This window comes from Heyndrickxia sp. MSNUG, assembly GCF_049532715.1.
Taxonomy (GTDB): domain Bacteria; phylum Bacillota; class Bacilli; order Bacillales; family Cytobacillaceae; genus Mesobacillus.
This window is the reverse complement of the sequence record NZ_CP150978.1, coordinates 377,988-390,924: the sequence shown is the minus strand read 5'-3', so window position 1 is coordinate 390,924 and position 12,937 is coordinate 377,988. Positions and strand designations below refer to the sequence as shown.

The window sequence follows — 12,937 nt, the reverse complement described above, 5'->3', positions numbered from 1 at the left end:
CCATTTATGAATGACTTTATAAAAAAATTATAAGGAGTGTGTTATCTTTGGATCCAAATGATTTGGAAAAACTTAAAAAAGAAAGGCAAAGAATGCACGAAGAAAAGGTGAATTCGAAAAAGAAGGAATACATTTCGGTTCAGCAAACGCCGGCAACAGCATTAGAACTCGCAGAAGCAATTCTTTCACCGGAGTCCCTAGAATGTTTACTCGATGCTGCGTTAACGGCAAATAACCCGGAGCAAGGAGCGGTGCACACGTCACCCCTGCAAGGATTCCCGACGGAGGGTACTTCGTTTGCAGTGCTGAGCAACGGAAACGCTGCTCAAATTGCGGGTCCTGCATCAAATTTCTGCAGCACCTGTTATAACTCGAGCGGTGTAGATACAGTAACGTTGAATCTCCAATTTTCACTTTCATCGAATCCCGGTAATTTAACTTTTGATTGGAAGTTCGGGACCGAGGAGAATCCAAGAAGCCGTCTTGACTTTTTCAATGTGCTTGTAAACGGTACACCAATACCCGGTTTTCCAGTTACACCACAAGATGTTGTATTAGCTCCGCCCACTCCAAATGATGTGTGTTTTAACAATATTAATCCAACAATACAGACTGCTTCATTCGACCTTTCTCCATTCGCAAATCAAGTTATTACTTTATCTTTCCAAGTTGCAGACACAACGGACTGTATCTTTGACTCTGCAGCTTTTATCGATAATCTGGTAGTTGAGGGCTGTATTCAAACGAGCTGTGCACCATGTGATGATACAGTGGATTTCTGCTGCTCTGTTGTCGTCCCGCCAAACTTTACGATTGACAATGCATCTGTACAAGTTGGTTTTGAAACTAATTGCCTGCAATGTGTGGTAGAGCCCTGCTTTGTAAATGTAGAAATCCCTACTCCATGCGGAAGTCCATTGAACTGTGATGTTGATATCAATTCCGTAAGAGCAGTCGGGTGCATCCCATTTTATGTGTCCGTGACGGGAACACATAATCAAAACGGCTCAACAGCTTCATTCTGTTGCCAAGGTGTCACTTGCGTTGATAATGTGATCTGTTCCATTTGCCTCGATGAAGAGAATCCATGTGCTCCAGGATTCTTTGATACTACTACGGTTAATACGCCTATTTCCGTGAAACTGGCCGGTACAGATCCATGTGGAAATCAAATTTATACCATATCTGGAACGCTCCGGCTTCCCGCCTGTTAGGCTAAGTAAAAGGAATCTCAACTTGGTGCCTCTATTGCTGTCACCAAGTTGAAATTCATTATTTTACATAAGGAAAAGAGAACGGTTGGATTTTAAGAATAAAAAAATTGGCCGGTGTGGAGAACGGTTTGTATCCCGGACTCCACACCAGCCAACTAACTGCTTACTATTAAAATAACTGTTTGGAGGCAATCTATTTCAGCTCGAAGTGGGGAAACTCCTACTGCTCTCCAATTCCCTCCAGATTCTCGGACGCAAACTGCTCAAGCAATTCCCGCACTTCATCTGTTGTCTTCGTGTTCATTAATTGATTTCTTAATCCAGCAGCTCCCTGGAATCCCTTAACATAAATCTTGAAAAAGCGATGAAGAGCCGTGAACGGCCGCAGCTCTAAGTGCGCATACTTATCATGAAGCTCCATATGCAGTCTTAAGAGATCAAGCAATTCCTCACTGCTGTGTTCTTTCTTCTCTTTTTCAAATGCAAATGGATTATGGAAAATTCCACGCCCAATCATAACCCCATCAACACCATATTGTTCAACGAGCTTCAATCCAGTTTGACGGTCAGGTATATCCCCATTAATCGTCAAAAGGGTATCCGGCGCCACCTCGTCACGAAGCTTCTTAATCTCCGGGATCAGCTCCCAATGCGCTGGCACCTTGCTCATTTCATCCCTTGTACGCAGATGGATGGAAAGATTCGCAATGTCCTGTTCCAAAATGTGTCTTAGCCAGGACTTCCATTCGTCTACATCTGAGAAACCAAGCCTTGTCTTTACACTTACAGGCAAACCGCCCGCTTTTGCAGCTTGTATTAATTCTGCTGCCACTTCCGGACGGCAGATCAGGCCGCTTCCCTTCCCGTTCTGCACCACATTGGGTACCGGACAGCCCATATTGATATCCAAACCCTTAAAGCCCAGTTCCGCCATCCCAATACTCATTTGCCGGAAGTTTTCAGGCCTGTCCCCCCAGATATGGGCGACAATTGGCTGTTCATCCTCTGTAAAAGTCAAACGCCCCCGCACACTTTTGATTCCCTCAGGGTGACAATAACTCTCACTGTTTGTAAACTCCGTAAAAAATACATCAGGTCTTGCTGCCTCACTTACTACATGACGAAAAACAACATCCGTCACTTCTTCCATTGGTGCCAGTATAAAAAAAGGCCGTGGTAAATCACGCCAAAAATTTTCTTTCATCGTGCCATTCAAATCCTCTCATTAAGGGATACCAAGCTAACCCCTTATCCCAAAATTAAAAAGCAGAATATCCCTGCTCCTTTTACACTTATACCATGTTTAAGCACTTTTTATCAAACTGATTGGAATGGTAATTTTAACTTTAGAGCCAGGGGGACGGTTCTCGCGTTTCATTCGCAAATCGAAGTACTACTATCAACAAGGAAAAATCGTGACACTAAAAGAGCCTGATCCGCCAAGGGATAAGGCTCTGCTATTTACATTACACCAGTACGATACGTGCAACTGTCTCACAGTGTGGTGTGAACTTACATTTTCTATGAGGACTTTTTATATGTTTGTTGGAAGAAGGTAAAGAGAAAAGATTCTTATTTTCTCTCAACTTTTCAAATTAACAAAGGCTCTATGACTAGACGCCTAACATGTCATGGAGCACATATCCGGAATCCAGTATAATTTGATCATTATAACCGCTTAAGTAAAACTCTGTTTTGGTTAGAAGCAGGACGTACCCTTTGCTTCTTTTGAGAACTTATATTCAGAGCAAAAGTATTGAAAGATTTTCTTAATAAAAGGAAGCATGAGGTACGTCCCCATCCCGCCATACCAGACGTTCTTTCTCTTCTATCTGCTTTTCCAATGTTTCATCCCATCGTTGGTGCAGGGTATTCCAGACACGTGCATAGAATTTGTCTTGTTCTTTATTGTAGAGTTGAAATTCGAGACATGGGATGTGCTCAACTTTCTGTTCGTCAAAGCTATTTACTGCAGCCACTACTGTTTGGAAGCCGTCTTCCTCCTCACCATTTCGGCTCTCTGCGAGAACTTGCAGAATACGGTCCTTCTCTAAGAAGTTCTCATAATTTCCATACCGGTAAAGCGGCAGTTCTTCGTCAGTTTCAGGCAAAGGCTCGGTCATCTCTGGCCAAACCTCATCGTGAATCGGGCTGTATGAAAGCACTGCCGACTCTTCTGCCAACTCCTCTTCCATAATCCCTGTTTTCAACTGCCCGTGCCCTCTCGATGTCAGCCTGTAGCTTCCTTTTTCCAGTGTGATCAAACCCGTGCGCTGCATTTTCTTCAGTAAATCTTCAATGAACAGCTCCTCGACCAGCAACAGTTGAGATAAATTGGCTGCCCGATGGATTTGGGCCTTTTCAATAGTGAGCAACATCATTTTCATGAGAATGTCCATTTTAGACCGTTTTACACGATTAAATGCCACTGTATAAATGGTCACCGGGAATTGCCAGATAACCGCTTTCTTGATTTGGACAGCTGGATTTTTAAGTAAATTCGCATGTAGCTGCTTTTTTAATTTATCCATTCATACCCACCTCTTCAAGGGTCTGCAATCCATTGTGCTTTTTGACAGTTTCAAAAACGTGAGTATACATTTTTCTGGCATCCCTATGCTTCGTCCGCTCAGTGAACATCTTCGTGCTGCCAACCATCACAAGCAGCTCTCTTGCCCTCGACAAAGCCACATTCAGCCTGCGATAGTCTTTGGCAAAACCGATATCATCCTGCTTATTATCGTGATTACGCACCATACTTAACAGAATCACATCCATCTCCATGCCCTGGAATCTATCCACTGTCCCCGTGCGGATCGTTAAGTGGGACAAATGCAACTCCTGTTGAAGCATACGGTCGATCCTTTTCACTTGTTCTCCGTAAAAACTGATGACTCCAATGCTTTTTTTCTCATTGGTTTCCATTCTTCCAGCTCTCTTTGCCTCAGCACTTGCATCATCCAATTCCTTCAGCAATTCGCCAATCCTTTTCAATTCAGCCGGATTGTACAGGCTTTTTCCGCCTTTCATTCTTTCTTCGAAAAATAAAGGCTCGTTCGGCATATCGAGCCAAAGGAAATGATTGTTTCGCTTGATGTGCATTGATTCCAGCTTGTGGTCCCGATCCAGATCGGAGTCGATTAAGCCACATTGGAGCTGTTCGTTTTCTTGCAGATAAAATGGCGTTATCGTTTCCATAATGTTTTCATGCATCCGATATTGAATAGCAAGCATCGTTTTATTGTTTTTCGGCAAGTTTTTAAACAATCGCTCAAAAAGCGACTCATTTAAAAGCTTTTTAAGTTCCGCTTTTCCTTCAAAGTCTTCACTTTCATCCGCCATTTCCTGCAGCGTTTCCTCCAGTGTATCGTTACCCAAAAGAGGCGGCAGTTGATGATGGTCGCCGACCAGAATGATTTTTTTTCCTTTCAGCATCGGCAAAAGGAGCTCCGGCGGGGTTGCTTTTGATACTTCATCAATTATGACAACGTCAAACATCGGGTAGTTTTCAATGAAATCTTTGCGGGCGGAGGCCACACATGTTGTTCCAATTACATTTGCATGCTTCACATAAAGCTTGCGGATTTCATTCAGGTCATGGTCATTTGCTTCTTCTAGCAAGGACTGCCACATTCCCTGAACTTCCTGGAACAGCGGTAGTCTCTGCTTTTCCTGTTTCAACGACTCTCGGGTAAAAGAAACGCTCGCCAGCTTCTTTAATACCTCTTCATGCTCCTTTTCGGGTTCTAAAGAAATGATTTCAAGTAGTGGCGTTTGTTCAGCTTCTTTTTCTTTAATTATGCAGGAGAACTTTTCTAGACGGACTTCGATTTCGGTTTGTTTCTGCTTTGCTTGCTGCAGCTGGAGAGATTCTTGTTCCCGTTTCTGGCGATTCATTTCAACCCGTAGCTTTGCTTGTCCATATTGCTCTTTCTTGGTTTGCAGTTCAAACGTCTTGGCTTCTTTTTCATGAAGCAATTCTTTTGCATTTGGAATAAATACTGCTGAGACCCTGTTTTGTGCGTACTTGTTTTCCAGAAAAGTAAGCTTGGCAGTCTGTTCGTTCATCTCTCTCCGATACTTTTGTTGCATCATCTTGTATTCATCGAGTTCAGGCTGAAGCTGGCGAATCAGCTCCTGTTTCAAATGCAGAAGTGCTTCTTGTGCCATTTTTTTATCTGTATTATTCAGTTTTAGCTGGTCCGCTTTTTGCCATATAAAATGTCTCCGGCCATATAGGCCCTTAAGAAAGGTTTCAAGCCTGTTATGATGAATGGTTGACTTTTCTTTTAACTCACTTCTCAGTTTCTCTAGAAATTGGTCAATTTCGAGAGCAGTCGTAACAACTGGAGGCATGTTTTTAAATTGTTTTTGGTACTTCTCCTCCCTCAAAAGCTGCTCAAGATAGGAAATCGCCGGATTTAATTTTTCATTATATTCCTTTAACTTACACAGCTGATTGAGTCTTTCGCTAAGATGATCGAGCTTTGCGATGAATGACTGCACTAGAGGAGAGCGGGTCAGATTTTGTTCCAGAATGATCCACTTTAAACTGTTGAATTTTTTGGCGGCAGTTATTCTTTCTGTTATAGCTTCCTTCTGCTTCATGGCATCTTTCCATGTCTCACATTCAGCAGAAGCCTTGTCTATCGTTTGTTTTAGTTCATTCATTTCGTCTTCTAGCACCTGAAGGGCTACACTGTCTTTCAGCCGTACAATCTCTTCTTGGTTGGCTTCCAACTCTTTTTGGATAAAGTCAGGATCTGGCTCTTCGACCAGAAAAGTTTCGTCTTGATCAATGGTTTCATTTAACAAACGTAGAGATTGTTCGGTTTTCTGTAAAAGCAGCTGAACTACTTGCCCCTCCTGTTCAACATCATGAATGTTCTTTTTATGCTTTTCAATTACCGACTGAACTTCATTATACTGCTGCTGTGCTTTCTTCTTTGCTTCAAGATTCGCTTCCAATTGCGCAAGCTGTTGCTGGAGGCTCTCTTGTGCCTGTTCATTCGCCGTCCATTCCGTTTCTATTTCTGTTTCCCGCTGGTTTCGAGTTTCGATTTGGCTGGAGACTTCTTGCAGCGTATGGTCTTTCCAATACTGTCCGATATTCTCCTCGATGAACTTCTTGCCCTCTTCTTCTATGCTTTCCATCCGCCCCACTCTGAGGATTCGGATCTCCTTGGTTGCCAGCAATCGGCCGAGGGCATTGTCGACCGCTAAATTCGACTGCGACGCAACTAGCGTTCGCAGCCCCGCCTTCGCATTTTGCAGACAGATTTCAGAAATAACGGTTGTTTTTCCTGTTCCTGGAGGCCCTTGGATGACGTATAAGTCTTCAGCAGACATAGCGCCTGTGACAGCTGCCTGCTGGAACTCGTTCAATCGATTGTGAAACTGCAGCTTTGCCTGAGCTTTGACCTCTTTGACCGGCGGCTTATTTTCAAATAAAAGACGTTCCAGTTCAGGATTCGCAGCCAAACCGTTTTCTAATTGCTTAAACCCTTGCCGAAGTCTTTTCAACTGGCTCAAGGTTGCAAAATTGCTAAAGATGACTTCCTTAGAAGGTACATCAAGCCGCTGCCTGCGGGCCTGAGCTTCCATATAACTGTGTAGTTCCACTTCAACCGTGGAAGCCGAACGATTCGTTTTTAGAACTTTGCCGATCTCCTGGTCCATTCCTTTTAGCTTGACGCTCATATCCTTGAGCGACTTCCAATCCTTTTCATTCAGCTCACAGCCTGTTATTTTTACCGTACTGAAGTCATCATTGAATAAAAGCGTAGAATAGCGGGATGTTATATCAGGAATATCTGCGGACTGCTCCTGAATTTTCAGGTAGCCTTCCCAACTCGCAATACGCTTTTTCACATACATAGAACTTTCCTGGGCAACCGGCATGTTGTGAATTAAGTTCAGTAACCCAAACGGTAAAGGTCCACTACCATGAACATTTAAGTCAAAAGCGAGTTCTGCCGGAAGGCGCCAATTAGACGGCAAGGGGATATGTGCCGGTCTCGTCGTTACATTTGTCGCAACAAATCCATCCTCTTTTACCAAACAGTGTAAAACAACAACAAACCTACCATATGCCTCTGCCAGTCTTTCATTTCTTTCAATGTCAAAAAACAAGGCAGCCGAAACAAGACCATCTGCCGATTGCGGATACTTTTCTATATAAACATAAAACGATTTCTCCAATAAAAAAAACGATCGCTCATCCAACCCAGCCTCTCGCATTTTACTCTTTGCCTTATTGGTCAAAACGATCGGACAACGATATGCCATTTTTTGAGAACTTTTCATATATCCACCTGCTTTTTTTAACAAAAAAAGTTTTGAAATAGTTAATTAATCTATAAGTATATACAGTTTTTTAATTAGGTTATTATAGCATAATGTTTAGGGGTGGAAGTTCAGGTTTATTGTCCAATTTTTGGTGGGGGGATTTGGATAAAAAGAACCTTATCCGTCAAAGGGATAAGGCTCTTTCGCTTAAAGTAATTCCATCTTCGCCACACACTCAACATGCGTAGTCTGCGGAAACATATCAACCGGCTGCACCTCAACCGTCTTATACCCGCCATCCTCAAGGATCCGCAAATCCCTCGCCAGAGTAGCTGGATTACAAGACACATACACAACCTTCTTCGGTTTCATATCAATAATGGTCTGCATCAGTGCTTCGTCACAGCCTTTACGTGGCGGATCGACGACTAACACGTCGGCACTGTTGCCTGCAGAATACCAGGCAGGAATAACTTTTTCCGCTTCACCAACTGCAAATTCTGCATTGGTAATCTCATTCAGCTCAGCATTTCTCTTTGCATCTTCAATTGCCTCGGGAACGATTTCCACTCCGAATACCTTCTTTGCTTTTTGCGCTAAAAATAACGAGATCGTGCCGATGCCGCAGTACGCGTCGATGACGGATTCTTCGCCAGTCAGCTCTGCGTATTCCAAAGCTTTGTCGTAAAGCACCTTCGTCTGCTCAGGGTTTACTTGATAGAATGAACGGGCTGAAATCGCGAACTTAATGTCACCGATAAAATCATAAATAACTTCGCTCCCCCAGAGGACCCCTGTTTTATCACCTATGATTACATTCGTTTTCTTCGAATTCACGTTATGAACAATCGATTTAACCTTAGGCAGACGAGCAATGATTTCCTCAACCAGCTTGTTCTTATGAGGAATCTCATTCGTTCTCGTCACAACGACTACCATCAGCTCGCCGGTCTGCCTGCCGTAGCGGGCCATGATGTGGCGAAGCACTCCTTTGTGCGACTCCTCATTATACGCCTGGATTCCGAGCTCACTGGCGATCTCTTTTACCGCCTGAACGGCTTCATTTATTTCATGCAAATGCAAAAGACTCTCGTTCGTATCAACGATTTCATGGCTGCGCGGCTTGAAAAAGCCTGCAATTAGCCTGCCGTCCTGCTCGCCAACCGGCACCTGGGCCTTGTTCCGGTAATGCCATGGATTCTCCATCCCCAAAATCGGATGCACTCTTACATCCTCAAGCTTGCCGATGCGCGTCAGCACCTGCTTCACCTGATTTTCCTTATACTTCAGCTGCCCCTCATAGCTGATATGCTGCAGCTGGCAGCCGCCGTATTTGTGGGCATCCTCTGCCGGGCAGTCGACCCGGAATGAACTTTTTTCCATAATCTCCATCAAGCGCCCAAAGCCGTATCCTTTGTTTGCCTTGATCACCTTTACCTTCGCTTTTTCGCCAGGAAGGCCCCCTGGCACAAAAATCGGGTAGCCCTCAACCTTGGCCACACCCGCGCCGTCATGCGTCAAATCCTCAAACACTACATCTATAAAATCGTTCTTTTTAACCGGTATAGTTTTGCTCATGTTTTCCGTCCTTTGCTGTGAATTAGCTAAGTCAGATTTTATCATAATGAAGGGCGGATTGCGAAAAGCTTATTTGGCTTCCACTTTCTTGGCCCGGCCCTGTTCAGGGTAACTCTCCGCTACAGGCCCCTCTGTCCAGAACATCACATGGTTGCCTTTTTGAAACTGATCTACTTTGTCATAAATGAGCCAGATGAGTTTCAGACCCCCCTGGTCGATCAGTGCCTCGCTCGAAGCATCTTTGATATCGTTATACGTGTCCTGACTGATCTCCTGTACAATCAGAATCCGCCCCTCTTTTTTCTCTAAAATAAACCCCTCTTTTGAATCAGAATTCTCCAGCTTACCTGTACAGCCAATCACGATGACCGAAATCGCTACCACCAGCAGAAAAAAGAACTGCATCGCTTTCATCTCTATTTCCCCCTTTTCCAATTCGACGATTCCTTGTTAAAAAAGTTACCGTCCCTCTAGCCTAAAAATGCCCATATAAAAAGAAGCAGAAGATCCGTCCCCCTGCTTCTAAAAACGCCACTAAAAAAGTAGCCGGAGATCCGTCCCCGACCCCAAAAAAAGAAGCAGGAGAAACGTCCCCTTGCTTCCCTTATTCTACGGAAAATTCCTGTTCGGCTTTGTATTTTGGTCCTCCTGTTGGTGTCATCCAGACTGTCAGTGTATAGTCTCCTTTTTCGAGGGAAAGTCTTTTCAGATCAATGACATAGCTCAAAGTTTCTCCCTGTTTGATCTTTACTTCACCCAAAGCCTGTAAGAAAGCGGCTGTGCTTGAAAATAGAAAGATTTCTTCGCCGTCCTTATTTTTAACCGAATAATCATATCTCTGTGAGCTTGTGAATTCCAGGGTAACTTCCTGTTCCGTCTGGTTTTTCACTTCGTACTGAAAAACCAATGGACTTTGCCGTGTCAAACTTGCAGCCACTTCTCCTGCCACGATCCCATGCCCTCCTCCACCAGTACCATTAACTGGTTCGTCATTTGCAACCTTGTTCTCCGTTCCGCATCCCGAAACCAGAAATCCCAGTAGCAATATTATAATCGATAATTTTTTCATCGCCCGCTCCTCCTGATAAATCCATCAAATTATCCTTCACTCTATTTGTCAGAGAGTGCGATCAAAAGGTTACACGGATGGGAAATAAAAATCCCACTCACAGGAAGCATCCACATATACCGTCAAACCTGGAACACGAGAACCGTCCCCATGTTCACCCGATGAGAATCTTTTCTTCGGCGTAGCGGAGATTTGCTTTTTTGGAATGAATGGCGAGTGCGAAGGCCATGGTTAATGGTCCAACGCGGCCGATGAACATCATGATGGTAATCAGGATTTTGCCCCACGGACTTAAATCCGCGGTTAACCCGGCACTCATCCCTACGGTTCCGAAAGCAGATACGGTTTCAAAAGCAATGAGATGCATCTCTGCTCCTGGTTCCGTTATGGTCAGCAAAAAGAAAATAACAAAAATGAATATAACTCCTGATACAGCAATCGATAAAGCCCTGAATACGAGTGAACTCGGTATTCTCCGTTTGAAAATATTGATATCTTCCTTATTCGTGACAACTGCCCAGAGCGTTAGAATCAATATCGCAAAGGTGGTCACTTTAATTCCGCCGCCCGTCGAACCCGGAGAAGCACCGATAAACATTAGGCCCATCATCAAGACAAGGGAGCTTAACGTCATCTGGCTGATATCAATAGAATTGAAACCCGCTGTCCGAGTCACGACACCCTGAAAATAAGCGGCCCACCATTTGTCTCCTGTACTCAGGCTGCCTAACGTTGCCGGGTTATGATATTCCAGGGCAAATATAAGAACCGTGCTGCCAACGTTGAGCAACAACGTGAACGCTAAAACTATTTTCGTATGCAAAGAGATTTTCGTGATTTTTTTCTTTTCAAAAACATCAGCTATGACAAAGAATCCAATCCCGCCGACAATGAATAATCCTGTAATGACGATATTCACGGTAGGGTCCCCTACCCATTTCATTAAACTATCAGCTTCCAGACCAAATCCCGCGTTGTTAAAAGCTGAGATCGAATGGAAAATTCCATAATAAACAGCCTTTCCAACACTCATTTCCTGCGCCCAGCGAATCGATAATGCAACAGCGCCAATCGCTTCCACTATTAACGTAATCACGATCACGCGCTTAAGCAGCTGGATAATCCCCTGCAAAGAAAAAGCGTTCATTGACTCCTGAAGAAGCATTCTTTGTTTGTAGCCAATTCTTCTCCCCATGACAATGAACATCAAAATCCCGCTGGTCATAAAACCCCAGCCCCCCACTTGAATAAGAGCTAACAAGACAATCTGCCCAAACAAAGTGAAGGTCGTTCCCGTATCAACGACTGCCAGTCCCGTCACACAGACAGCAGAAGTGGCCTCAAACAGCGCATCTATTAAGCTTAAATGATGCCGGTCTTTCGTTGCCGCAGGAATCATGAATAGCAAGGTGCCAATGATAATCAATGCTAGAAATCCGAGTAAAAGAATATGGGCTGGGTGTAATTTTACGATTCCCGGCCGTTTAATTCGCTGAAAAAATGACATATTGTTCTCCTTGTATCATAACGGCTTATATTATTTCTTTATTATTTCACAAAGCGTTGCAGCGTAAACTTCAGCAGGTTTGTTTAGGTCCTTCTCAAATGACTGAACGGTTTAAAAAAACGGAACAGGAGAACCGTCACCATATTCCACTGGCAGCCAGACGTTTAATCAATCACCTAAACCCTCATAATGCAATCCACTTTCATAGAATTGTTCGTCTGGGACTCCCACGGAAACCTGTTTTATTTTATCCCCATCCACTCTATAAGCATAAACCCAGCCTTTTTCATTCGCAAAGCTCACTTCCAGATGATAAGGATTATAGCTGCGGCTCGTCCTTGTGCGGACTTCCCATTCCTCTCCGGGATACTGAACTTCCAGATATTCATTTAGCTGCTCAATCTTGATTCCCAGATGATAGTCGATCCAGATTGGCCTGATAGCGAAAAAAGACAATTCCGCCAGGGCTGCCGCAAGGACAATATACATGCCGATCCGCCTGAATTTTTTCGGGAGGATAAAAGCAAGAACAAGGAACCCTGCAGCAATTCCTAAAGCTATTAAAATTTCAATAATGGTAATCGGGTGCATGCCTATCCTCCTTAGTAAAAACTAGCTTTTGATAGACTTCCTATCAAGCAAACCTCTTTTCTCCACATTACCATTTTATTCTATTTTTCTGCTACTTCATTTTATTAATTGAAAAATAAAAAAGACCTTCTGGATAGAATGGTCTTTAACTTAAAGCAGAAAAAGGAAGCAGAAGAACCGCCCCCCATTACAACACTCTATATCTTGATAATCTATATTTTTCGATTAGATACTGGACTCCATATAGCAGGTAGGCTTTATAGTGCAGGTATAGGAAAAATTGAAAATGATTTAATCTGTTTAGGCTGATGATTTTTAGCTTTTTCAGTACATCAATGAACAGAAACGCGAAAAGACCATCAGCGATAACATTAAGCAACACAAACTTTTTAAAGTTTCCGTACGAAAATTTCAGCAGCCACATGGAAAGCGGCATGTAAGGACCAACACTAAACGGAAGTTCATCCTTTATGAAGGATTTCCGCTTATCATAAAACTTCCACCACTTCCGCTTATGCCCATACAGATGATTGATGATTTCAAAAATCACAATAAATATGCCTGCAAAACTGTAACGTTTTATACTGCGCTTGCCTATAAATAACAACGATAACCACGGAATCATGGTAATCGCTAGATTAAATAAAAAGTGCCGCCTTGACGTCATGAACACTCCACCCATCCTAAGAA

General features: G+C 43.5%; 10 protein-coding genes. 1 reads left to right on the top strand and 9 read right to left on the bottom strand.

Going from position 1 to position 12,937, the window contains the following annotated elements:
- The first annotated feature begins 38 nt into the window (after positions 1-38).
- Positions 39-1,214, top strand: a complete 1,176-nt coding sequence (locus AABM38_RS01960; protein WP_423408880.1) for a hypothetical protein — start codon at positions 39-41, stop codon at positions 1,212-1,214.
- A gap of 220 nt (positions 1,215-1,434) precedes the next feature.
- Here AABM38_RS01960 and AABM38_RS01955 read toward each other — a convergent pair whose 3' ends face one another.
- The 9 genes from AABM38_RS01955 to AABM38_RS01915 all read right to left on the bottom strand — a co-directional run bounded on the left by AABM38_RS01955 (position 1,435) and on the right by AABM38_RS01915 (position 12,914).
- A complete protein-coding gene (locus AABM38_RS01955; protein WP_423408879.1) occupies positions 1,435-2,418 on the bottom strand; it encodes a tRNA dihydrouridine synthase in 984 nt (327 codons plus the stop codon).
- A 565-nt stretch (positions 2,419-2,983) separates the two neighbouring features.
- Positions 2,984-3,745, bottom strand: a complete 762-nt coding sequence (locus AABM38_RS01950) for a hypothetical protein (RefSeq protein WP_423408878.1) — start codon at positions 3,743-3,745, stop codon at positions 2,984-2,986.
- Positions 3,738-7,520 (bottom strand): AAA domain-containing protein, encoded by a 3,783-nt coding sequence (locus AABM38_RS01945; RefSeq protein WP_423408877.1) that lies wholly within the window; start codon positions 7,518-7,520, stop codon positions 3,738-3,740. Before AABM38_RS01945 ends, AABM38_RS01950 begins: the two co-directional genes overlap by 8 nt.
- Positions 7,521-7,709: 189 nt before the next feature.
- Entirely contained in the window at positions 7,710-9,080 is a 1,371-nt protein-coding gene (gene rlmD, locus AABM38_RS01940) for a 23S rRNA (uracil(1939)-C(5))-methyltransferase RlmD (protein ID WP_423408876.1), read from the bottom strand.
- Between the two features lie 69 nt (positions 9,081-9,149).
- Positions 9,150-9,494 (bottom strand): DUF3221 domain-containing protein, encoded by a 345-nt coding sequence (locus AABM38_RS01935; RefSeq protein ID WP_423408875.1) that lies wholly within the window; start codon positions 9,492-9,494, stop codon positions 9,150-9,152.
- Between the two features lie 190 nt (positions 9,495-9,684).
- The gene (locus AABM38_RS01930) at positions 9,685-10,149 is read right to left on the bottom strand and encodes a BsuPI-related putative proteinase inhibitor (protein ID WP_423408874.1); all 465 of its coding nucleotides are present in this window, start codon (positions 10,147-10,149) and stop codon (positions 9,685-9,687) included.
- Positions 10,150-10,303: 154 nt separating this feature from the next.
- Positions 10,304-11,656: a TrkH family potassium uptake protein gene (locus AABM38_RS01925; protein WP_423408873.1), complete on the bottom strand. Its 1,353-nt coding sequence runs from the start codon at positions 11,654-11,656 to the stop codon at positions 10,304-10,306.
- A 168-nt stretch (positions 11,657-11,824) separates the two neighbouring features.
- Positions 11,825-12,247 carry a hypothetical protein gene (locus AABM38_RS01920; RefSeq protein WP_423408872.1) on the bottom strand — a complete coding sequence of 141 codons (423 nt, stop codon included), beginning with the start codon at positions 12,245-12,247 and terminating at the stop codon, positions 11,825-11,827.
- Positions 12,248-12,434: 187 nt separating this feature from the next.
- A complete protein-coding gene (locus AABM38_RS01915) occupies positions 12,435-12,914 on the bottom strand; it encodes a hypothetical protein (protein ID WP_423408871.1) in 480 nt (159 codons plus the stop codon).
- Positions 12,915-12,937 lie beyond the last annotated feature (23 nt).

What these genes read in the sequence shown, in the direction of transcription:
- AABM38_RS01955 (WP_423408879.1), bottom strand. Translation starts at nt 2,418, where the DNA reads ATGAAAGAAAATTTTTGGCGTGATTTACCACGGCCTTTTTTTATACTG.
- AABM38_RS01950 (WP_423408878.1), bottom strand. Translation starts at nt 3,745, where the DNA reads ATGGATAAATTAAAAAAGCAGCTACATGCGAATTTACTTAAAAATCCA.
- AABM38_RS01945 (WP_423408877.1), bottom strand. Translation starts at nt 7,520, where the DNA reads ATGAAAAGTTCTCAAAAAATGGCATATCGTTGTCCGATCGTTTTGACC.
- rlmD (WP_423408876.1), bottom strand. Translation starts at nt 9,080, where the DNA reads ATGAGCAAAACTATACCGGTTAAAAAGAACGATTTTATAGATGTAGTG.
- AABM38_RS01935 (WP_423408875.1), bottom strand. Translation starts at nt 9,494, where the DNA reads ATGAAAGCGATGCAGTTCTTTTTTCTGCTGGTGGTAGCGATTTCGGTC.
- AABM38_RS01930 (WP_423408874.1), bottom strand. Translation starts at nt 10,149, where the DNA reads ATGAAAAAATTATCGATTATAATATTGCTACTGGGATTTCTGGTTTCG.
- AABM38_RS01925 (WP_423408873.1), bottom strand. Translation starts at nt 11,656, where the DNA reads ATGTCATTTTTTCAGCGAATTAAACGGCCGGGAATCGTAAAATTACAC.
- AABM38_RS01920 (WP_423408872.1), bottom strand. Translation starts at nt 12,247, where the DNA reads ATGCACCCGATTACCATTATTGAAATTTTAATAGCTTTAGGAATTGCT.
- AABM38_RS01915 (WP_423408871.1), bottom strand. Translation starts at nt 12,914, where the DNA reads ATGACGTCAAGGCGGCACTTTTTATTTAATCTAGCGATTACCATGATT.